General features: G+C 68.8%; 20 protein-coding genes. 9 read left to right on the top strand and 11 right to left on the bottom strand.

The features are described from left to right. Positions 1–50: 50 nt before the first annotated feature. Positions 51–1,151, top strand: a complete 1,101-nt coding sequence (locus AC3ENX_RS09980; protein ID WP_434811733.1) for a peptidoglycan DD-metalloendopeptidase family protein — start codon at positions 51–53, stop codon at positions 1,149–1,151. A gap of 6 nt (positions 1,152–1,157) precedes the next feature. Here AC3ENX_RS09980 and AC3ENX_RS09975 read toward each other — a convergent pair whose 3' ends face one another. From AC3ENX_RS09975 to AC3ENX_RS09965, 3 genes are read right to left on the bottom strand one after another with little or no spacing between them, the layout of a single operon-like run. After that, complete coding sequence (locus AC3ENX_RS09975) at positions 1,158–1,526, bottom strand: hypothetical protein (protein ID WP_434811732.1); 369 nt, start codon at positions 1,524–1,526, stop codon at positions 1,158–1,160. Next, the gene (gene truB, locus AC3ENX_RS09970) at positions 1,523–2,410 is read right to left on the bottom strand and encodes a tRNA pseudouridine(55) synthase TruB (protein WP_434811731.1); all 888 of its coding nucleotides are present in this window, start codon (positions 2,408–2,410) and stop codon (positions 1,523–1,525) included. Before truB ends, AC3ENX_RS09975 begins: the two co-directional genes overlap by 4 nt. Before the next feature lie 23 nt (positions 2,411–2,433). After that, positions 2,434–3,078, bottom strand: a complete 645-nt coding sequence (locus AC3ENX_RS09965; protein ID WP_434811730.1) for a nucleoside/nucleotide kinase family protein — start codon at positions 3,076–3,078, stop codon at positions 2,434–2,436. A gap of 36 nt (positions 3,079–3,114) precedes the next feature. On the opposite strand from AC3ENX_RS09965, the gene AC3ENX_RS09960 reads away from it, so the two are divergent. Continuing rightward, positions 3,115–3,981, top strand: a complete 867-nt coding sequence (locus tag AC3ENX_RS09960; RefSeq protein ID WP_434811729.1) for an HhH-GPD family protein — start codon at positions 3,115–3,117, stop codon at positions 3,979–3,981. Between the two features lie 88 nt (positions 3,982–4,069). Here the strand turns inward: AC3ENX_RS09960 and rbfA are convergent, their stop codons facing one another. From rbfA to nusA, 4 genes are all read right to left on the bottom strand, one after another. Further along, a complete protein-coding gene (rbfA, locus tag AC3ENX_RS09955) occupies positions 4,070–4,507 on the bottom strand; it encodes a 30S ribosome-binding factor RbfA (protein ID WP_434811728.1) in 438 nt (145 codons plus the stop codon). Positions 4,508–4,574: 67 nt separating this feature from the next. Further along, positions 4,575–7,325 (bottom strand): translation initiation factor IF-2, encoded by a 2,751-nt coding sequence (infB, locus tag AC3ENX_RS09950; RefSeq protein WP_434811727.1) that lies wholly within the window; start codon positions 7,323–7,325, stop codon positions 4,575–4,577. A 92-nt stretch (positions 7,326–7,417) separates the two neighbouring features. After that, positions 7,418–7,684: a YlxR family protein gene (locus AC3ENX_RS09945; protein WP_434811726.1), complete on the bottom strand. Its 267-nt coding sequence runs from the start codon at positions 7,682–7,684 to the stop codon at positions 7,418–7,420. Between the two features lie 9 nt (positions 7,685–7,693). Next, on the bottom strand, positions 7,694–8,683 hold the full coding sequence (gene nusA / locus AC3ENX_RS09940) for a transcription termination factor NusA (RefSeq protein ID WP_434811725.1): 990 nt from the start codon (positions 8,681–8,683) through the stop codon (positions 7,694–7,696). A gap of 122 nt (positions 8,684–8,805) precedes the next feature. Here nusA and AC3ENX_RS09935 point away from each other — a divergent pair, with 122 nt between their 5' ends. Together AC3ENX_RS09935 and AC3ENX_RS09930 are read left to right on the top strand one after the other, a co-directional pair. After that, the gene (locus AC3ENX_RS09935) at positions 8,806–10,314 is read left to right on the top strand and encodes an alanine/glycine:cation symporter family protein (RefSeq protein ID WP_434811724.1); all 1,509 of its coding nucleotides are present in this window, start codon (positions 8,806–8,808) and stop codon (positions 10,312–10,314) included. Positions 10,315–10,324: 10 nt separating this feature from the next. Then, on the top strand, positions 10,325–11,125 hold the full coding sequence (locus tag AC3ENX_RS09930; protein WP_434811723.1) for a DUF1206 domain-containing protein: 801 nt from the start codon (positions 10,325–10,327) through the stop codon (positions 11,123–11,125). Positions 11,126–11,133: 8 nt separating this feature from the next. Here the strand turns inward: AC3ENX_RS09930 and AC3ENX_RS09925 are convergent, their stop codons facing one another. The 4 genes from AC3ENX_RS09925 to AC3ENX_RS09910 all read right to left on the bottom strand — a co-directional run bounded on the left by AC3ENX_RS09925 (position 11,134) and on the right by AC3ENX_RS09910 (position 15,640). Continuing rightward, a complete protein-coding gene (locus tag AC3ENX_RS09925) occupies positions 11,134–12,198 on the bottom strand; it encodes an LOG family protein (RefSeq protein ID WP_434811722.1) in 1,065 nt (354 codons plus the stop codon). Between the two features lie 62 nt (positions 12,199–12,260). Then, positions 12,261–14,018 (bottom strand): proline--tRNA ligase, encoded by a 1,758-nt coding sequence (locus AC3ENX_RS09920; protein ID WP_434811721.1) that lies wholly within the window; start codon positions 14,016–14,018, stop codon positions 12,261–12,263. A 36-nt stretch (positions 14,019–14,054) separates the two neighbouring features. Continuing rightward, a complete protein-coding gene (locus AC3ENX_RS09915) occupies positions 14,055–14,594 on the bottom strand; it encodes a pyridoxamine 5'-phosphate oxidase family protein (RefSeq protein WP_434811720.1) in 540 nt (179 codons plus the stop codon). A 32-nt stretch (positions 14,595–14,626) separates the two neighbouring features. Beyond that, on the bottom strand, positions 14,627–15,640 hold the full coding sequence (locus AC3ENX_RS09910) for a hypothetical protein (protein WP_434811719.1): 1,014 nt from the start codon (positions 15,638–15,640) through the stop codon (positions 14,627–14,629). Positions 15,641–15,775: 135 nt separating this feature from the next. Here AC3ENX_RS09910 and AC3ENX_RS09905 point away from each other — a divergent pair, with 135 nt between their 5' ends. The 5 genes from AC3ENX_RS09905 to AC3ENX_RS09885 form a co-directional block, all read left to right on the top strand. Next, positions 15,776–17,191 (top strand): RNB domain-containing ribonuclease, encoded by a 1,416-nt coding sequence (locus AC3ENX_RS09905; protein ID WP_434811718.1) that lies wholly within the window; start codon positions 15,776–15,778, stop codon positions 17,189–17,191. Further along, complete coding sequence (gene pcp / locus AC3ENX_RS09900) at positions 17,188–17,829, top strand: pyroglutamyl-peptidase I (RefSeq protein WP_434811717.1); 642 nt, start codon at positions 17,188–17,190, stop codon at positions 17,827–17,829. Before AC3ENX_RS09905 ends, pcp begins: the two co-directional genes overlap by 4 nt. Before the next feature lie 147 nt (positions 17,830–17,976). Next, the gene (locus AC3ENX_RS09895; protein ID WP_434811716.1) at positions 17,977–19,569 is read left to right on the top strand and encodes an isocitrate lyase; all 1,593 of its coding nucleotides are present in this window, start codon (positions 17,977–17,979) and stop codon (positions 19,567–19,569) included. Positions 19,570–19,661: 92 nt separating this feature from the next. Continuing rightward, positions 19,662–20,309 (top strand): GntR family transcriptional regulator, encoded by a 648-nt coding sequence (locus AC3ENX_RS09890; RefSeq protein ID WP_434811715.1) that lies wholly within the window; start codon positions 19,662–19,664, stop codon positions 20,307–20,309. A 28-nt stretch (positions 20,310–20,337) separates the two neighbouring features. Further along, positions 20,338–21,025, top strand: a 688-nt coding sequence (locus AC3ENX_RS09885; RefSeq protein WP_434811714.1) for a pyridoxal-phosphate dependent enzyme, incomplete at its 3' end; no start/stop codon positions are given.

Below are 21,025 nucleotides of genomic sequence, written 5' to 3'. Positions count from 1 at the left end.
ACAGGCTGGCGTCCGCCACGCACCCCTCTCCCAACCCTGTGAAGTGCACCATGCGATCGATCCGCACCATCTTGCTCGCCTGCGCCACCACAACAGCGCTCATCCTCGGCGTGAGCGCGCCCGCCACGGCCACCACCGGCGCCCCGACGTCGTCGACCGCGCGCCCGGCGGCCTCGACACCGACGCCCGCACCGACGGTGCCTGCGGCCACGAGCTTCAAACTGCCGCTCGTCGCGAAGTCCTACAACGTCTCTTCGTTCTTCGGACCGCGCTGCATCCCCACGCAGGGCGGCGGGACCGTGCACCGTGGCGTCGACATGGCGACGCGCGGCGGGTCGCCGATCTACGCCATCGCGGCAGGCGTCGTGACCGCCACGGTCGACGGCACCTCATCCCGCGAGGGGTACATCAAAGTGCGTCACAAGATCGACGGGGTCGAATACGAATCGGTCTACATGCACATGTGGAAGTCGACGACGCGCGTGAAGGTCGGGCAGAAGGTCAAAGCCGGGCAACGGATCAGTGAGGTTGGAAGCAGCGGCGCATCGACGGGCAACCATCTGCATCTCGAGGTGTGGCGCAAGACGTCGAAGGGCATGGTCGCCGAAGACGCCGCGACGCTCCTCGCTGCCAAGGGTGTGGACCTGCTGGGAGCTGCGACGTCAATCTGGGCGAAGTCCGCACCCGCGACGTGCAAGTACTACACGGTCGGTGGCGTCAACTTCCGCACCGGACCTTCGACCGCGCATGACATCATCAAGCTGCTCCCGAAGGGTACAGCGATGGTGCACGTCCCGGGCAAGGTCACCGACGGGTTCATCCCGGTGAAGGTCGGATCGCGGTCGGGTTGGATCGCGATTTCACTGGTCACGCCTCACAAGCCGGCCACACCCACAACCACGCCCACGCCCACGCCCACGGCGACACCAGCGGCCGCGGCGACACCAGCGGCCGCGGCGAAGGCGCCCACCTACAAGACGACGGCCCCGTTGAACCTGCGAACGGGCGCGTCGACGAGCAAGCAGCGGATTCTCACCATTCCGAAGGGCTCCAGCGTCGGCGCGATCAAGAAGAAGAGTGGGGACTGGCGCAAGGTCACCTACGCAGGCAAGACCGGCTGGGTGCACTCGGACTTTCTCACCAAGCGGTGAATCTGCTCACGCCGCCTGGACGGTCCAGATCACGAACATGCGCCACACCATGACCGCAACCGCGAGCGATGCGACGCCCATGATGACGGTGCTCCAGCGGCTGCGTTCGACGAGCGCCCACACGACGGCTGCGGGCGGCAGCAGCACGGCCGACACCAGGTAGGTCCAGAATTCGAGCAGGCTGCCGCTGGCGGGGTTGCCGACGAGCGGCGCGACGATCCCGACGACCACCTGCGCGATGAGCAGGAGCAGCACGAGCGCGAGGCCGCCGACGCTGAGATCACTCGGCCTGCGCCCGGCAAGGCCCAGCACGACGCAGAGCAGGCCGACCGCGACGGCCACAGTGACCTGGGCGATGGTGAACCACAGAATCACGCGGATTCCTCCTCGGGCATGTTCATGATGCTCTTCACGTCTGCACCGCGCGGGCCCACGATGCCGACCAAACGGCCGTCGGGGTCGATCGCCGCGGGAGACGCTCCGTCGAGACGGAACGCCGCACCGATCAATCGCTTGCCGTGGCGCAGGTCGCGGGCCTCGTCGGCGGTCACGTCAAAGCGACCGAGCACGGATGCCGCAGTCTCCGCCGCGCCGAGCAGCGGCATCCCAGGTTCGAGCTCCGCCACCGCGTCGGCGACGTCGAACGGGCCGATGCGGGTGCGCCGGAGCGCGGTGAGGTGGCCGCCGACGCCGAGGGCGCTCCCGAGGTCGCGGGCGAGGGCGCGGATGTAGGTGCCGCTGGAGCAGTCCACGACGACATCCAGATCGACCACCCGGTCGCCGCGACGGATCTCGAGCACCTCGAAGCGCGACACCGAGACGTCGCGCGCCTTCAACTGCACGTCCTCCCCCGCCCTCGCGAGGTCGTAGGCGCGCTTGCCGCCGACTTTGATCGCCGACACGGTGCTCGGCACCTGTGAGATGGGTCCGGTCAGGTCGCGGATGCCGTCGACGATCGCGCCTTCGGTCACATCACCGGCATCCGTCTCGGCGGTCACCTCACCATCGGCGTCGTCGGAGTCGGTCGAGACGCCGAGCCGGATCGTCGCCTCGTACGTCTTGTCGAGCCCGACGATGAACGTGAGCAGCCGCGTCGCGCCGCCGACGCCCAACACCAGCAGCCCCGTCGCCATCGGGTCGAGGGTGCCCGCGTGGCCGATCTTGCGGGTGTTCAGCGCGCGTCGGGTGCGCGCGACGACGTCGTGGCTCGTGATGCCGCCGGGCTTGTCGACCAGCAGGATCCCGGTGGGAGCAGGCATGCCTTCCAGCCTAGGCGTGCCGCTCAGCAACCGCGCACGACGACGGGGTGGGCGTGATCGGTGTTGTCGACGACGGCATCCGCGAGCCCTTCGGGGGCGACCTGGGCCCGGTACAGCTGCTGACCGACGAAGTAACGGAGATTGCCGGGATGCGTCGGGGCGGGATCGGTGCCATCGCGAACCGCCATGCGGGCAAACCGCTCGGTTGCGGCGACCTCGAGCCACAGCGACCAGTCCCAGAGGCCGCGCAGCTCGGGCCGGTGGAGGAAGATGCCGTCGACGATCAGCACGCAGTCGACAGGCGTCGCCTGTGGCGTGGTGCGCACCGGCGCGTCAGCGCGGACGTCGAAGACCGCGGACCGCACTGGCGCTCCGCGACGAAACGGGTCGATCAGTTCGCGACGGAACGCGTCGAGGTCGTACGAATCGCGGTAGAACCCCTCGGGCGACGTGCGACCGCGGGCGTAGCGCTCGGCTCGAGGCCGGTGGAACCCGTCGATGCTCGCACGCAGCACCGGCTCCCCTGCGGTCACGAGGTGCGATGCGAGTCGGTCCGCAAGGACGGTCTTGCCCGCGCCGTCCTCACCATCGATCGCGACCAGCACTCGGCCTGCCGGGCACCGTTCGCGGATCGCCGCCTGAAGCCGAGATTCGAGCGAGGACGACATCACGCCAGGCTACCTGTGGCCGCATAGGCTGGGCGGATGCCCGACCTCGCCACGCCGCTGATCGCGTGGTACCGCGACAACGCGCGCGACCTGCCGTGGCGCGCACCCGGGTTCGGGGCGTGGGGCGTGCTGGTGAGCGAGTTCATGCTGCAGCAGACACAGGTCGCACGCGTGATTCCGCTGCTTGATGCGTGGCTCAGCCGCTGGCCGACACCGGCAGCCCTGGCATCCGCTCCCCCGGCCGACGCCGTGCGCCACTGGGCGAATCTCGGCTACCCGAGGCGGGCCCTCTGGCTGCACCGGGCCGCGGTCGAGATCCGCGATCGGCACGACGGCGTCGTGCCCCGCGATGTCGAGGCGCTTCTGGCGTTGACCGGCATCGGCGACTACACGGCGCGGGCCGTGGCCGTCTTCGCGTACGGAGACCGGCATCCCGTCGTCGACACGAACACGCGACGTGTGCTCGCGCGCGCGGTCGATGGAAGGTCGCAGCCCGGCCCACCCCACAAGCGCGACCTCGACGCGATGGCCGCGATCCTGCCCGCGGACCGCGCGGATGCCGCGACGCTCAACGCCGCCGCGATGGAACTCGGCGCCGTCGTGTGCACCTCGCGCGCGCCGCGGTGCGAGGCGTGTCCGATCGCGAAGCAGTGCGCATGGCGGGCCGCCGGTTACCCCGACACCGGCGACGAGCGCCGCCGGCAGGCGAAGTACGAGGGCAGCGACCGGCAGACGCGCGGCGCCGTGCTCAAGGTGCTGCGTGAAGCCAAACGGCACGAAGTCCCCGCGGACGCAGTCATCGCCGACTGGCACGACTCCGTCCAGCGCGACCGCGCGATCGACTCGCTCGTCGTCGACGGGCTCATCGAGGCGGCGGATGGAATGCTGCGACTGCCGCGCTGAGCGGCATCACCAACACAGGAAATGTCACCGGGACAGGATGATCCAGCGTGGATCGTCCTGTCCCGGTGATTTCACCTGTGTCCGAGTGTCAGTCCTCGTCGGCCTCGTCTTCGCGCGGCTTGCGGTAGGGGTCGGCTTCGCCGGCGTAGTTCGCCGACGCCGACAGCCCTGCCACCGACGCGTCGCGCTCGCGCGCTTCGCGGAGGAGGTCTTCGATGTGCCCGGCGTTCTCGGGGATGCCGTCGGGGATGAACTCGAGGCTGGGCGTCAGGCGCACGCCGAGCTTCTTGCCGACCTCGCTGCGCAGCATGCCGGTGGCTGCCTTGAGCGCGAGCGCCGAATCGGCGCGCTCCTGGTCGGTGCCGTACACGGTATAGAACACCGACGCATGCTGGAGGTCGCCGGTCACCCGCACGTCGGTGATCGTCACGAAACCGAGCCGCGGGTCGCGCAGCCCCTTCTCGATGCGCTCCGCGATGAGCACGCGGATGCGGTCAGCCAGGCGTGCCTGCCGTTCGTTCGACATGTCCGTTCCTTCCTCGGAAGAGCGAGGGGCGCCGGCGGTTCGCCGGACGCCCCTCGTTCAGATTCGATCAGCCGCGCGGCTTCTCGACCATCTCAGTGGTCTCGATCTCGTCGCCGATCTGGATGTCGTTGTACTTGCCCAGGCCGATACCCGCCTCGAAGTCCGTCCGGACTTCGGTGACGTCGTCCTTGAACCGGCGCAGCGACTCGATGGCCAGACCATCGGCGATGACGACGCCGTCGCGGATGACGCGCGCCTTCGCGTTGCGCGTGATCGTGCCCGAGCGGACGATGACACCGGCGATGTTGCCGAACTTCGAAGAGCGGAACACCTCGCGGATCTCGGCGACACCCGACTGGACCTCTTCGTACTCCGGCTTGAGCATGCCGGTGAGCGACTGCTCCACGTCGTCGATCGCGTTGTAGATGACGGAGTAGAAGCGCACGTCCACACCTTCACGGGCGGCGCGCTCGCGCGCCTTCGTGTCGGGGCGCACGTTGAAGCCGATCACGATCGCGTTGTCGATCGTGGCCAGGTTGATGTCGCTCTCGGTGATCGCACCCACACCGCGGTGGATGATGCGCAGCTGCACGGAGTCGTCGACCTCGATCTTGAGCAGCGACTCCTCGAGCGCCTCGACGGCACCCGAGACGTCACCCTTGATGATGAGGTTGAGCGACTCGACCTTGCCCTCTTCGAGTGCACGGGTGAAGTCTTCGAGCGAGATGCGCTTGCGGGCCTTGGCCAGCTGGGCGTTGCGCTCTGCGGCCTCACGCTTCTCGGCGATCTGGCGGGCGGTGCGGTCCTCTTCGGTGACGATGAAGGTGTCACCGGCGCGGGGCACCGAGTTCAGACCCTGCACCTGCACGGGACGCGACGGGTAGGCCTCTTCGACCGGGTCGCCGTTCTCGTCGATCATGGCGCGCACACGACCGTAGGCGGTGCCAGCGACGATCGCGTCGCCGACGCGCAGCGTTCCGGACTGGATGAGCACCGTGGCGACCGAACCGCGGCCCTTGTCGAGCTTGGCTTCGATCGCGACACCACGGGCCGCCTTGTTCGGGTTGGCCGTGAGGTCCAGCCCGGCGTCGGCGGTCAGCAGGACCGCGTCGAGGAGGTCCTGGATGCCGGTGCCCTGACGGGCCGACACGTCGACGAACAGCACGTCGCCGCCGTACTCCTCGGCGACCAGCCCGTACTCGGTGAGCTGCTGGCGCACCTTGGCGGGGTTGGCCTCGGGCTTGTCGACCTTGTTGACCGCGACCACGATCGGCACGTTCGCCGCCTGGGCGTGGTTCAGGGCCTCCACGGTCTGGGGCATGATGCCGTCGTCGGCGGCCACCACGAGAATCGCGATGTCGGTCACCTGCGCACCACGGGCACGCATGGCGGTGAACGCCTCGTGACCCGGGGTGTCGATGAAGGTGATCGCACGCTCGATCTCGTCGTGCTCGGTCCAGACCTGGTACGCACCGATGTGCTGCGTGATGCCACCGGCCTCGCCTGCCACGACGTTCGTCTGGCGGATGGCGTCGAGGAGCCTGGTCTTACCGTGGTCGACGTGACCCATGACGGTCACCACCGGAGGACGGATCTCGAGGTCGTCCTCGTTCTCCGCCTCCAACTCGGCCTCGAGGTCGAGGCCGAAGCCCTCGAGGAGCTCCTTGTCCTCGTCCTCGGGCGAGACCATCTGGATCTTGTAGCCGAGCTCCTCGCCCAGCACCTCGAAGGTGGCCTCGTCGAGAGACTCGGTCGCCGTCGCCATCTCACCCAGATTGAACAGGATGGTCACGAGCGTGCCGGGCTGCACGGTGTACCCGCGCAGCGCCTCGAGCTTGTCTGCAAAGTCCGCGATCGACGCGCCACGGCGCAGGCGGATGATCTCGCCGTTGCCCTTCTGGACGTTGACGCCGCCGACGACCGGCGCCGACCGCATCTCGAACTCTTGCCGCTTCGCCCGACGCGACTTGCGCTGCTTGGACTTGCCGCCACCCTTGCCGAAGGCACCCGCGGTACCACCGCCGGGGCCACGACCGCGGCCACCGCCACCACCGGGACGACCGGCGAAACCACCGCCACCACCGGGACGACCGGCGAAACCGCCACCGCCCGCACCGGCACCGCCGGGACGACCGGGACCGCCGGGACGCTGCTGGAAGGGAGCGCCGGGACGACCGCCGCCACCGGGACGACCTGCACCGCCGGGGCGCGGGGAACCGGGACGCGGAGCGCCGGGACGCGGGGCCTGCGGGCGCGGGATGTTGCCGGGCGTCGGGCGCTGGCCCATGCCCTGCGCCGAAGCGAAGGGATTGTTGCCGGGGCGGGGGCCGGCGGGACGCTGACCCATGCCCTGCGACGACGCGAAGGGATTGTTGCCGGGGCGCGGCGCTCCGCCACCGGGGCGGGGCGCCTGCGGTGCTGCGCCGCCCGGGGCGGGCGCTGCCGGAGCTGCCGGCTTGGCCGGGCCGGGGCTCGGCGCGCTCGGAGCGGCCGGCGCCTCGGCTGCGGGGGCCGGTGCCGGCGCCTCGGCTGCCGGTGCGGCCTCGGCTGCGGGAGCAGCAGGCTTGGCGGGGCCGGGCTTGGCGGCCGGCTTCGCGGCAGCGGGCTTCGCTGCGGCGGGAGCGGCGGCCGGCGCGGGTGCGTCAGCCTTGCCTGCTCCGTCTGCCTCGAGGGCAGCACGGAGCTTGCGAGCCACGGGGGGCTCGATGGTGGATGAGGGGCTCTTGACGAATTCGCCGAGCTCCTTCAGCTTCGCGAGGGCGACCTTGCTGTCGACGCCGAGCTCGGAAGCGATCTCGTGCACGCGTGGTTTTGCCACAATTCTCCTGTCTGGGGTCCACCCCGGACAGGGCGGACCGTTACTTGCGGACGGGTCTCATTTCGAGCCGTTCACTTTGTGTCCATAGCCGTTCAGCCGTTTCGCTGGTGGTGTTCTGTGTTGGTCCGCGTGACCAGGGCCTGATCACTCAGGGGTCCCGACACACGCAGTGCTCGTCCGAAGGCGCGGCGCCGGATGGCGGCATCCACGCACGATTCCGTGTCATGCACCCACGCACCCCTGCCCGGCAGGACGGCGCGCTCGTCTGGGACGAGGACTCCATCGTGGGCGACGACTCTCAGAAGTGAGGGCCGCGGGGCACGCGCGCGGCATCCCACGCACGTACGAACAGGTTCCATCCTACCCCGTCACGCGTCTTCCAAGATCGAGTCCGGCTGGATGTCGATCTTGGCGCCGGTCAGTTTGGCCGCCAGACGCGCGTTTTGGCCTTCCTTGCCGATGGCCAGCGACAGCTGATAGTCGGGGACGAGCGCCCGCACGGCCTTATTGGCCGCGTCGAGCACGAAGCTGGAGGTCACCTTCGCGGGCGACAGCGCGTTGGCGACGAACTTCGCGAGCTCGGGGTCGTGGTCGACGATGTCGATCTTCTCGCCGCCGAGCTCTTCGGTCACGGCGCGCACGCGGCGGCCGAGCTCGCCGATGCAGGCACCCTTCGCGTTGATCGACGGGTCGTTCGCCTTCACGGCGATCTTGGTGCGGTGTCCGGCCTCGCGCGCGAGCGAAACGATCTCGACGAGCCCGTTCGCGATCTCGGGCACCTCGAGGGCGAACAGCTTGCGGACCAGGCCCGGGTGGGTGCGCGAGACGGTGATCGACGGCCCCTTCGTGCCCTTCGAGACCGACGTGACGTAGACGCGCAGCCGCGAACCATGGGGGTACTCCTCCCCCGGCACCTGTTCCTCGGGAGGAAGCATCGCTTCGACAGTGCCGAGGTCGACATGCACCATGCGCGGGTTCGGGCCCTGCTGCACGACACCGGCGACGATGTCGCCCTCCTTGCCACGGAACTCTCCCAGCACCGCGTCATCGGCGATGTCGCGGAGGCGCTGGCTGATGACTTGCTTCGCGGCGAACGCGGCGATGCGACCGAAGTCGTCGGGCGTGCTCTCCTCCTCGCCGATCACGACGCCCTCTTCGTCGCGCAACGGCATGTACACGGCGACGTGACCGGTCTTGCGGTCGAGCTGCGCTCTCGCACCCTCAGGGAGCTCGCCGTCGGGGGACGTGTGCTTCGCGTATGCGGTGAGGATCGCCTGTTCGATGATCCGCACGAGTTCGTCGAAGGGGATCTCCTTCTCACGCTCGACCGTCCGCAGCAGTCCGAGATCGATGTCCACGGTGTCCTCCCTTTTCACTTCTCCGCCGAAAATCACGCTCCGGCATCCACACAACGTTACCTGATGCCGCCGGGCACCGCCCCGGCCTGGTCTGCACGGGCACGCATCGCCATACTGTTGCGATGGATCAGGTCAACGACGCAGTGCTCTGGGCCGGCGAACAGCTGTGGACGTGGGCAGTGCTGCCCGTCGTCGTGCTGCTCGGCCTGTACTTCACGGTGCGGTCGGGGGTGGTGCAGTTCCGCCTCATTCCCGAGATGTTCCGCACCCTCACCGACAAGACGCCCCGCACCGAGTCCGGTGAGCCGCAGTCCGTCTCGGCATTCCAGGCGTTCACGATCTCGGCGGCATCCCGCGTGGGCGTCGGCAACATCGCCGGGGTCGGCACCGCGATCGCCGTCGGCGGCCCGGGAGCGGTGTTCTGGATGTGGCTGATGGCGTTCGTCGGCGGCGCGTCGAGCTTCATCGAATCGTCGCTGGCGCAGCTGTTCAAGACCCGCGAGAAGGACAGCTTCCGGGGCGGCCCCGCCTACTACATGGAGCGAGGCCTCGGCGCGCGGTGGATGGGCATCGTCTTCGCCATCGTGCTGATCGTGTGCTTCCCGTTCGCATTCAGCTCGTTGCAGGCCAACACGATCGCGGGCACCATCGGCGCAACGGTGGGTGAAGCGCCGGTCTGGCTCGCATGGGTCATCGGCGGCGTGATCGCCCTGCTGACCGCACTCGTCGTGTTCGGCGGCGTGCGCCGGATCGCGTCGGTCACGCAGTTGCTCGTGCCGCTCATGGCACTGGCATACCTCTTCCTCGGTCTCATCGTGGTGGCACTGCACATCGACCGGCTTCCCGAGGTCTTCGGCCAGATCTTCACGCAGGCGTTCGGCTTCAACGAGGTGGTGGGCGCCGCCTTCGGCTACATCGTGCTCACCGGCGTGAAGCGCGGCATGTTCTCGAACGAGGCGGGTCTCGGATCGGCGCCCAACGCCGGCGCGAGCGCCGCCGTCACCCACCCCGTCAAGCAGGGGCTCGTGCAGACGCTCGGGGTCTACTTCGACACGTTCCTGGTGTGCTCGATCACCGCGTTCATCATCCTGGTGTCTGTGCCGGATCTCGCCAACGCCGAGAAGGGCATCGACCTCACCCAGGGCGCCCTCACGAGCACCCTCGGCGACTGGTCGAGCATCGCGCTGAGCATCATCATCTTCTTGCTCGCATTCTCGTCGATCCTCGGCAACTACTACTACGGCGAATCGAACATCGAGTTCATCACCCGCAGCCCCGCCGTGCTCACGGGGTATCGCCTGCTCGTGATTGTCGCGGTGTTCGTCGGCGCGATCGCGTCGGCAGACCTCGTCTGGAACTTCGCCGACGGCATCATGGGCGTCATGGCGCTCATCAACCTGATCGCCATCGGGCTGCTCTCCGGCATCGCCTTCCGCCTGTTGAAGGACTACACGGCGCAGCGACGAGCCGGTCGCGACCCGGTGTTCACCCGCGACCGGCTTCCCGGGGTATCGGGCATCGAGTGCTGGGAGGATGAACTGACGGTGACGGGCCCGCTCGACATCGTCACGAAGGCGCACCAGGCCGACAAGCACCGCGACCACCTGCACCACGACCGACCGACGAACTGATCGGAGCGACATGAGCGACCCCGCCACGCAGGTCGCGCGAGAGGCGACGTCGAAACCCGCCTTCCGTGCGCTTGCCCGCGCCGGCTTCGCCGCGAACGGCGTCGTGCACGTGCTGCTCGGCGCGATCGTGCTCGCCGTCGCGTTCGGCGCCCGCGGCGATGCCGACCAGTCCGGCGCGTTCCGGGCGATCGCGACCGCCCCGCTCGGCTTCGTCGTGCTGTGGGTCATCGCGGCCGCGCTCATCGCCCTTGCCCTGTGGCGCGTGGCCGAAGGCATCCTGGTGCGCGGCGGCGACCTCTCCGACTGGGGCGCCCGCGCCTCGGCGTGGGGGCAGGCGGCCGTGTTCGTGGCCCTGGGTGTCGTGTCGGCGGCGGTCGGCCTCGGTGCGCGGCCGAACGCCGACCGCACGGCAGAGGACACCAGCCGCGGCGTGCTGCAGATTCCAGGCGGCGTGTTCGTCCTGGCCGCCGTCGGTGTGGGTTTCGTCGGGGCCGGGATCGGATTCGCCGTGGCGGGAATGCTGCGCACCTACCGGAAGAAGATGACACTCCCACGGTCGGGCATCGGCCGCGTCGTCGATGTGCTCGGCATCGCGGGGTACATCGGCAAGGGCGCGGCACTCGGGATCGTCGGCGTGCTGCTCGTGGTGGCAGCGGTCAAGGGCGACGCGGATGCCGCGGGCGGCCTCGACGGCGCCGTCGACGGACTCATCCAGATGCCGTTCGGCCCCTTCCTGGCAGCACTGGTCGGCGTCGGACTCATCGCCTACGGCGTCTTCACCGCGATTCGGTCGCGCTACGCCGATCTGTGACGCGCCGCTCACTTCGCGTGCGCGCGCCCTCCCGGCGCCGACCCCAGCGCGTTGATCGCGCCGATGAGCCGGTACAGGTCACCGACCTGGAACTGGTCGAGGTCGAGCACGAGCCGCGGCAAGTCGACCTTGTCGTCGTCCTCGCGCTCAGGGCGCATGGCATCGCGCTTCTCGATGCGCCCGGCGCGCAGCAGCCCACCGAACCGCTCGTTGAGGTCGTCGACCTCATCGTCGGTCGGCTCGGCGCGAAGGCGAAGCACGAGGTGCGAACCGACCCAGCGCAACGAGTCGTAGTTGCGCCAGAACCCCGTGATCGCCTCGGCCGCGGCATCCACCGAGTCGGTGACGAGGACACGGTCGAAGTCGTCGGGCGAGATGACGCCCGCGGGAATCAGGTGCTCGTCGATGTAGTGCTGCAGTCCTGCCCAGAACGTGCCGCCGGGCTCGTCGAGCAGCACGATCGGCACCGGCTCCGCCTTCCCCGTCTGCTGCAGCGTGAGCAGCTCGAACATCTCGTCCAGCGTGCCGAAACCGCCGGGCACGCACACGAACCCGTGCGACTCCTTCACGAGCATGAGCTTGCGGGTGAAGAAGTACTTCATCGCGACGTTGTTCGCGGATGCCGCGATCACGGCGTTGGGCTTCTCTTCGAACGGCAGCCGAATGGAGACCCCGAGTGATCGCTCCGGCCCAGCACCCTCGGCGGCGGCCTGCATGATGCCGGGCCCCGCCCCCGTGACGACCATCCACCCGCGCTCCGCCAGCGCCTGTGCGACCCCGGATGCCTGTCGGTACAGCATCGACTCGGGCTTCGTGCGGGCCGAACCGAACACGGTCACCTTCGGCACACCGCGGAACGGCGCGAACAGCTGGAACGCCGCCCGCATCTCGGTGAGCGCAGCAGAGGTGATCTTGAGGTCGAGCCGATCGGAGTCATCGAGCCCCAGCCCGACGCCGGTGGCGAGGATGCGCGCGATGAGGTCTTGGTCGTGCGTGATGCCGGCTTCGGCGATCACGGTGCGGAGCGCATCCGTGACTTCGGGCGGGATGGACGCGGTGGAACCTGGTGCCATGCCCTCAGCCTGTCACGTCACGATGACGTGCGGTGGCCGCGCGGTGAACACGCGGCATCCGGTCAGCGGGTCGAGAGCGCGGCCACGGCCTCGGCGGCCGGTACCACCTGACGCTCGCCCGTGCGGCGATCCCACAGCTCGACCTGACCGTCGGCCGCGCCGCGACCCACGATGACGATCTGCGGCACACCGATCAACTCGGCATCGCCGAACTTCACGCCGGGCGACACCTTCGCGCGGTCGTCGAGGAGCACGTCGAGTCCGGCCGTCTCGAGCTGCGCCGAGACCTGCTCGGCGAGTTCGAATGCGGCCGCATCCCGGCCGGTGGCGACGACCTGCACGTCGAACGGCGCGATCGCAGCGGGCCAGACGAGGCCCTTGTCGTCGTTGTTGAGCTCGGCGAGGATCGCGAGGATGCGGGTGACGCCGATGCCGTACGAACCCATTGTGACGGTGACGAGCTTGCCGTTCTCGTCGAGCACCTTGAGGCCGAGGGTCTCGGCGAAAAAGCGACCGAGCTGGAACACGTGTCCGATCTCCATGCCACGCGCGAGTTCGACGGGCCCCGATCCGTCCGGTGCGGGGTCGCCTTCGCGCACGTTCGCGATCTCGACGAACCCGTCGCCGAAGAAGTCGCGGCCTGCGACCACGGAGTGCGCGTGCTGCTGATCGATGTTCGCGCCGGTGATCCAACTCGACCCGTCGACGACGCGCGGGTCGAGCAGGTAACGGATGCCGGTGGCCGATTCTTCGCCGAGGACGGCCCCTTCGGGCGACCACGGACCGATGTAGCCCTTCACGAGCAGCGGGTGACGCTCGAAGTCCTCGGGCGTCGCGGCCTCGACCGCAGCCGGTGCGAACGCGACCTCGGCGCGCTTGTCGTCGACCTCACGGTCGCCCGGCAGACCCACGACGACGAGCTCACGCGTGCCGTCGGCGTGCGTCAGCGCCAGGACCACGTTCTTGAGCGTGTCGGCCGCGGTGTACTCCCCCTCCAAGTGCGCGTTGGAGTGGGCGACCAGCGTCTCGATGGTCGGGGTGTTCGGCGAGTCGAAGACGACCGGGGCGCCCGCAGCATCGAAGGGCACGGGATCGGGGGCGATGGTCGTGAACGCCTCGACGTTCGCGGCATAGCCACCCGCGGACCGGACGAACGTGTCTTCGCCGACGGCGATGGGGTGCAGGAACTCCTCGCTGCGCGCACCGCCCATGAGGCCGTTGTCTGCCGCAACGATGACGTACTCGAGACCGAGCCGCTGGAAGATGCGCTCGTATGCATCACGCTGACTCATATAGGAGGCGTCCTGCCCCTCGTCGGTGTAATCGAACGAGTAGGCGTCCTTCATCGTGAACTCGCGGCCGCGCAGGAGCCCGGCGCGGGGGCGCGCCTCGTCGCGGTACTTGTCCTGGATCTGGTAGATCGACAGCGGCAGGTCCTTGTAAGACGAGTAGAGATCCTTCACCAGGAGCGTGAACATCTCCTCGTGCGTCGGGGCGAGCAGGTAGTCGGCTCCCTTGCGGTCCTGCAGGCGGAAGATGCCGTCGCCGTACGAAGTCCACCGGCCCGACTGCTCGTACGGGTCGCGGGGCAGCAGCGCCGGGAAGTGCACCTCGAACGCACCCGCCGCGGCCATCTCCTCGCGGATGATGCCCTCGATCTTCGCCTTGACTCTCAGACCCAGCGGAAGCCACGTGAAGATGCCTGGGGCCGCGCGACGGATGTAGCCGGCGCGCACGAGCAGCTTGTGGCTCGTGACCTCGGCATCGGCGGGGTCTTCGCGGAGGGTGCGGAGGAAGAAGTTCGACAGACGTGTGACCACGAAGATCCAGCTTAGACCCGCGCGATCCCGCCGCTGTCAGAGGGCGGGCAGCCCGTCGAGCGAGACGGCGTTCTTCTCGGCACGGTACTGCTCGAGGCCGTCCGGGCCCTTCTTCTCTGCCCACGGGCGCATGATGTCGCGGTCGGCGACGAAGTCCATCTGCGGCACACCCCACCCGCACGAATCCGACACCCGGTCGACGTCGACGACGATCACAGCCCGCGCCCCGACGTGACCAGGGTGCTCGGCATCCACCACGGCGAACAGCGCCTCACCGGGCAGCACGACGCGGCCGCGGCCGTGGAGCCGCACGATGCGCGGCCGTGCGTCGAACGAACAGAACATGAGGGTGATGCGGCCGTTCTCGCGCAGGTGCGCGATCGTCTCGGCCCCACTGCCGGTCAGATCGAGCCACGCGACGGTGTGGTCGTCGAGGATGCTGAGGCTGTCGAGTCCGCGCGGCGAGACATTGACCCGCCCGTCGCCCGACAGCGGTGCCGTCGCGACGAAGAACAGGTGCTGCGCCGCAATCCACTCACGCAGTGATGCATCGATGCCGTCGAAGACCTTGCCCATGCCTTGAGTGTGGCATGGGCAAGGTCGGTGGGTCAGCCGGCGAGCGCTGCGAGGACCGCGTTCCCGACCACGTCGACGTCGACCGCGACATCGTGCGCGTCGACGAACACGACGTTCACGCCGTCTGAGATGGCGAGATCCAAGTAGCCGTCTCCGGGGAACGTCAGCGCCTCCTCGGCACCTTCGATGCTCACGGGCGCGACGTCACGGCCCTCGATGAAGGACTCCAGTTGCGTCGCCGCTCCGGGGTAGGCCCAGAGCTGCACGGCACGGGCGTCGTCGCCTGCGTATCCGTACCAGTGGCAGGTGCCGATGAGTGAGCCCGATGCCCGGTTGATTTCGGTGTCGACGTCTTCGCCACCGTCGGCGGGAAACCCGAATTCGTACTCGTCGACCCCGAGCAGGGTCGTGAGATCCAAGGCTGCCTCCACGTCGTCGCAACTCGTCGTCCACCATTCGGCGGTCGGTGTCGACGCGTTGCCGGTCGTTCCCGCAAGCGCCTCCGCGACGTGCGCAGCCGCGACGTCGAGACTCGCCGGCGGCTCCTCGTCGGCGGGCGCTCCGAGCGGGGGCGACACAGTCACCAGCGCCCAAGCGTCAGCTTCGCGCACACCGACGCGGCAGCCGTAGCCGTCATAGAGGAACCCTTCGCAAACGGGGGTCTCGTAACGCGCCGCGATGTCGGCGGGGACGATCTCGGACGGGTAGGCGATGACGTCGAGGGAGCCCTCCTCACTCGTCCACCCGCAGCCCAGGCCGCCCAATGTGGCAGTTCCCAGGTCGCGCCCTTCGCGCGGATCACCCGCTGCCCCGATGACCTCTGCGATCGCCTCGCTCGGCAGCACTTGCGCGCAGTCGCCGTCGAACAGCACCTGCGCGACGACGGGCTCGGTCTCGGTCGGTGTGGGCGTTGGCGTGGTCGTGGGTGTCTCGGGTGCCGGCGTCTGCGCGACGGGAGCGGGCGTTGCGCACCCCGTCAACAGGAGCGCGATGATCGAGGCGGCTGCGACGGCGATCGCGTGGCGGCGGCGTGGTGACGAGGTCATGCCATCACGCTAGGGTGCGCCAGGCGACGCCCATCACGAGTTCGCGCAACAATTGCGCAACACCTCGCCGCATACACTGACCTCGTGTCCGTGCACCGCTCCAGACTGCATCCGCCACCTGACCCAGAAGCAGGTATGTCGACAAGCGTTGACGACGCGCTTGCTGCTGCTCTCGCCGCCGCGCGGAGACAGCTCGGGGTGCCCGAAAAGTTTCCGGTCGAGGTGCTCCGTGAGGCAGAGCTTGCCGCAACGGCGACCGCCGTCGAGCCGGGAGGAACGCTCGCGGACCTGCGCGACATCGAGTTCCTGACGATCGACCCGGCCGGATCGACCGACCTCGACCAGGCCGTGCACTTGCAGCGGTCCAGCGATGGTGCGATCTTGCACTACGCCATCGCAGATGTTCCGGCATATGTCGAGCCTGACGGCGCGATCGATCATGAGGCGCGCGAACGCGGGCAGACCCTCTACGCACCCGACGGCCGGGTGCCGCTGCATCCGACTGTGCTGAGCGAGGATGCCGCTTCGCTGCTCCCGGACCAGGACCGGCGCGCGTTCGTCTGGCGATTCGAGCTCGATGCGAAGGGTGTTCCGACCCAGACGTCCCTCACTCGGGGCGTGATCCGCTCGCGCGCCCAGTGGTCGTATGTCGACGCCCAGGCCGCCATCGAGTCGGGCACCGCGCCCGAGACGCTCATGGCGATGCCGTGGTTCGGTGCTGAGCGCGCGGCGCGCGAGATCGAGCGCGGCGGCGCGAGCCTGAACCTGCCGGAGGTGCGCATCGAGCGCGACGGCGACGGCTACCGCCTCGAGATCGACGAGGGCGTGCCGCTGGAGGACTGGAACGCCCACGTCTCGTTGCTGACCGGCATGGCGGCGGCGCGCATCATGCTCGACGGCGGCATCGGCATCTTGCGCACCATGCCGCCCGCCTCCCCCGAAGACGTCGCCGCGTTCCGCGCGCAGACCGTCGCGCTCGGGATGCCGTGGCCCGACGATGTGCCGTACGGCGCGTACCTGCAGAGCTTGGACCGCGGGCCGGTGGCGCGCGCCGTGAAGGAGCACGCGGCCGGATTGTTCCGCGGCGCGGGCTACACGACGTTCGACGGCGACATCCCAGAAGTGAGCGAGCAGGCGGCGATCGCCGCCCCGTACGCCCACACCACGGCCCCGTTGCGTCGCCTTGTCGACCGCTGGTCGCTCGTGGTGTGCGATGCGCTCGCGAACGGGCGCGAGGTGCCCACGTGGGCACGGGAGAGTCTGCCCACGATCCCCGACCTCATGGAGCGGAGCAAGCAGCGCGTGCGCCAGGTCGAGGCCGGCGCCCTCGACCGCATCGAAGCGGCCGTGCTGCATGGGCGCGAAGGCGACGAGTTCGACGCTGTGGTCCTGCGCGAGCGCGGCGACGGCGTGCGGGTGGCGCTGCTCGACCCACCGGTCGAGGCGACGCTCGAGAGGGCGACCGCGCTCCCCGGCACAGAGGTTCGCGTTCGGCTTCGGCGCACGTCGATCGCCGATGGCGTGGTCGAATTCGAGCAGGTGCGAGGGTGACGGAACGCAGGGTCGTGCTGCTGACCGGCTTCGAACCGTTCGGTGGAGACGAGTCGAATCCGAGCGGCGATGCCGTCGAGCGGGTCGCGGCGACCTGGAACGGCGATGCCGAGCTGATCACGGCCGTACTCCCGGTGACCTTCGCCGGGTCTGCCGCAGCCATGCGCGAGTTGGTCGAGGCGCATCGACCGAGCATCGTCATCGCGACGGGACTCGCCGGCGGGCGGACGGCGATCAGCGTCGAGCGCGTCGCCGTCAACCTGATCGACGCGCGGATACCCGACAACGACGGAGCCCAGCCCATCGACGAGCCTTCGGTGCACGGCGCCCCCGCCGGCGCATTTGCGACACTTCCGGTCAAGTCGATCGCGGCGGCCATCCGAGGTGCCGGTATCCGGGCCGAGGTCTCGCACACCGCCGGAACGTTCGTGTGCAACCACGTGTTCTACACGGCGCTGCAGGCCGTGCCCAGTGACGTACGGGCAGGGTTCATCCACGTGCCGTGGGCGATCGAGGGGGCGCCGACGGGGCAGCCCACGCTGCCGCTCGACGACATCGCCGCCGCGCTTCGCATCGCGATCGACACGACGCTCGTCGGCGCTGACGACGGTGGGATGCCGGGCGGCGCAATCCACTGACGGACCCCCAACCCTTCGCAGTCGCAGAATTTCGGCAAATCTTCACGCCGGTTTTGGTCAGAAGACCGTCATTCCTTGGCACACAGTGGAACCAAGCGATTCGCCCACAGCGTCCGTGAGCGAACCACCCACCGCGAAGGAACCAACATGACTGCGTACAACGACGACATCGAAGCCATCCGCGCGCTCAAGGAGCAGCAGGGTTCGAGCTGGGATGCGATCAACCCCGAGTACGTCGCCCGCATGCGGGCGCAGAACCGCTTCAAGACCGGACTCGAGATCGCCCAGTACACCGCCGACATCATGCGGGCGGACATGGCCGAGTACGATTCCGACTCGTCGGTCTACACCCAGTCGCTCGGCGTGTGGCACGGCTTCATCGGGCAGCAGAAGCTCATCTCGATCAAGAAGCACCTCAAGACCACGAACAAGCGCTACCTGTACCTGTCGGGCTGGATGGTCGCCGCGCTCCGGTCGGAGTTCGGTCCGCTCCCCGACCAGTCGATGCACGAGAAGACCGCAGTCCCGGCACTCATCGAGGAGCTCTACACGTTCCTCCGTCAGGCCGACTCCCGCGAGCTCGACCTGCTGTTCACGAAGCTCGACGACGCACGCCTGGCGGGCGACGAGACCGCGGTCGAGTTCATCCAGTCGCAGATCGACACCTACGAGACCCACGTCGTGCCGATCATCGCCGACATCGACGCCGGTTTCGGCAACCCCGAGGCGACGTACCTGCTGGCCAAGAAGATGATCGAAGCCGGCGCCTGCGCCATCCAGATCGAGAACCAGGTCTCGGACGAGAAGCAGTGCGGCCACCAGGACGGTAAGGTCACGGTGCCCCACGAGGACTTCCTCGCCAAGATCGCCGCGGTCCGCTACGCGTTCCTCGAGCTCGGCATCGACAACGGCGTGATCGTCGCCCGCACCGACTCGCTGGGCGCCGGCCTCACCCAGAAGCTCGCCGTCACGGCGCAGCCGGGCGACCTGGGCGACCAGTACAACGCGTTCCTGGATGTCGAGGAGATCTCGGAGGACGAGCTGGGCAACGGCGACGTCGTCATCAAGCGCGACGGCAAGCTGCTGCGCCCGAAGCGTTTGGCCAGCAACCTCTACCAGTTCCGCAAGGGCACGGGCGAGGCGCGCTGCGTGCTCGACTGCATCACGTCGCTGCAGAACGGCGCCGACCTGCTGTGGATCGAGACCGAGAAGCCCCATGTCGCGCAGATCGCCGGCATGGTCGACGAGATCCGCAAGGTGATCCCGAACGCGAAGCTCGTCTACAACAACAGCCCGTCGTTCAACTGGACGCTGAACTTCCGCCAGCAGGCCTACGACGCCCTTGTCGAGCAGGGCGCGGACGTCTCGGCCTACAACCGCGACGAACTGATGAGCGTCGAGTACGACGAGACCGAGCTGGGGCGCCTGGCCGACGAGAAGATCCGCTCGTTCCAGAAGGACGGCTCGGCCCGTGCCGGCATCTTCCACCACCTGATCACCCTGCCGACCTACCACACGGCCGCACTGTCCACCGACGATCTGGCCAAGGACTACTTCGCCGAAGAGGGCATGCTCGCCTACGTGAAGGGCGTGCAGCGCCGTGAGATCCGCGAGGGCATCGCGACGGTCAAGCACCAGAACATGGCCGGCAGCGACATCGGCGACAACCACAAGGAGTACTTCGCCGGCGACGCGGCCCTGAAGGCCGGCGGCAAGGACAACACGATGAACCAGTTCTGACTCTGCCACAAGCGGTTCTGACGAACGCCGATCAGGGGCCCCTGCACCAGCAGGGGCCCCTGATCTCGACTCAGCGCGATATATTGCATATCGTGCCGATTCCCACAGAGACGTTCGCCCCGAGACCGCTGCTGCGCGACACCGTGCTGGGGCGTCTGCGCGATGCGATCGTCGACGGCACGCTGGCACCCGACGAGCAGCTGCGAGACGCGGAGCTCGCGGCCTGGCTCGGGGTCTCACGCACCCCGGTGCGCGAAGCGCTGCTCGAGCTTTCGCGCGCCGGACTCGTGCATGCCGTTCCCGGCCGATCCACCGTCGTCTCCCCCATCGAGCCCGCTGTCCTGCGCGATGCACAGGCGGTCGTCGGGGCGATGCACGCCCTCGCCGTGCGCACCGCCGTACCGCGGCTGACGCCGGCGGACCTCGACGCGATGCGCGCCGCGAACGAACGCTTCCGCGCCGCGCGGGATGCCGACGACCTCGATGCGGCGCTCACCGCCGACGCCGACTTCCACGCGATCGCCCTGGACCGGTGCGGCAACGCGGCCGCGCGCGCTGTCATCGCTCAGTACGAACCTGTGCTGCATCGCGCCGAACGCCTGCGCTTCGGATCGGCCGAGGGTGAGCAGTCTGCCAGGCGCCACGAGCGGCTGATCGAACTGTGCGCCGCCGGCGACGCGGATGCGGCAGCAAGGCTTGCAGCCCAGACATGGCACAGCCTGCACCTCGACACCGCCTGAACCCCGCCACCCACGAAGGACGATCCGCATGAAGCTGCACGAGTTCCCGCGCCACCCGCTCACGTTCGGCCCGAGTCCGCTGCAGCATCTGCAGCGCCTCACGCAGCACCTCGGCGGTGCACAGGTCTGGGCCAAACGCGAGGACGTCTCGAGCGGACTGGCCTACGGCGGCAACAAGGTCCGCAAGCTCGAGTACATCGTTCCCGACGTACTCGCCTCGGGCGCCGACACGCTGGTGTCGATCGGCGGCTACCAGTCCAACCACACCCGGCAGGTCGCCGCCGTCGCCGCACATCTCGGCCTGAAGGCGCGCCTGGTGCAGGAGAAGTGGGTGCCGTGGGACGACCCGACCAACGACCGTGTCGGCAACATCCTGCTCTCACGCATGATGGGCGCCGACTCGCGCCTCGAGGACGCCGGCTTCGACATCGGCATCCGTGATTCGTGGAAGCAGGCGCTGCAGGAGGTGGAGGATGCCGGCGGCACGCCGTATCCGATCCCCGCGGGCGCGAGTGAGCATCGCCTCGGCGGGCTCGGCTTCGCGAACTGGGCGTTCGAGGTCGCCGAACAGGAGAAGACGCTCGGCGTGTTCTACGACACGATCGTGGTGTGCACCGTGACCGGATCGACCCATGCGGGCATGATCGCGGGCTTCGCCGCGCTGGAAGAGCTCACGGGCGTGAAGCGTCGTGTGCTCGGCATCGACGCCTCGGCCA

The sequence above is a fragment of the Microbacterium sp. bgisy189 genome, assembly GCF_057707225.1.
This window is presented reverse-complemented; position numbering and strand designations above follow the sequence as displayed.

Coding starts and splice junctions, on each gene's coding strand:
- AC3ENX_RS09910 (WP_434811719.1), bottom strand. CDS start 15,640: ATGACCTCGTCACCACGCCGCCGCCACGCGATCGCCGTCGCAGCCGCC.
- AC3ENX_RS09925 (WP_434811722.1), bottom strand. CDS start 12,198: ATGGCACCAGGTTCCACCGCGTCCATCCCGCCCGAAGTCACGGATGCG.
- AC3ENX_RS09895 (WP_434811716.1), top strand. CDS start 17,977: ATGACTGCGTACAACGACGACATCGAAGCCATCCGCGCGCTCAAGGAG.
- truB (WP_434811731.1), bottom strand. CDS start 2,410: ATGCCTGCTCCCACCGGGATCCTGCTGGTCGACAAGCCCGGCGGCATC.
- AC3ENX_RS09960 (WP_434811729.1), top strand. CDS start 3,115: ATGCCCGACCTCGCCACGCCGCTGATCGCGTGGTACCGCGACAACGCG.
- AC3ENX_RS09905 (WP_434811718.1), top strand. CDS start 15,776: ATGTCGACAAGCGTTGACGACGCGCTTGCTGCTGCTCTCGCCGCCGCG.
- AC3ENX_RS09945 (WP_434811726.1), bottom strand. CDS start 7,684: ATGGAACCTGTTCGTACGTGCGTGGGATGCCGCGCGCGTGCCCCGCGG.
- AC3ENX_RS09915 (WP_434811720.1), bottom strand. CDS start 14,594: ATGGGCAAGGTCTTCGACGGCATCGATGCATCACTGCGTGAGTGGATT.
- AC3ENX_RS09965 (WP_434811730.1), bottom strand. CDS start 3,078: ATGTCGTCCTCGCTCGAATCTCGGCTTCAGGCGGCGATCCGCGAACGG.
- rbfA (WP_434811728.1), bottom strand. CDS start 4,507: ATGTCGAACGAACGGCAGGCACGCCTGGCTGACCGCATCCGCGTGCTC.
- AC3ENX_RS09930 (WP_434811723.1), top strand. CDS start 10,325: ATGAGCGACCCCGCCACGCAGGTCGCGCGAGAGGCGACGTCGAAACCC.
- AC3ENX_RS09980 (WP_434811733.1), top strand. CDS start 51: ATGCGATCGATCCGCACCATCTTGCTCGCCTGCGCCACCACAACAGCG.
- AC3ENX_RS09935 (WP_434811724.1), top strand. CDS start 8,806: ATGGATCAGGTCAACGACGCAGTGCTCTGGGCCGGCGAACAGCTGTGG.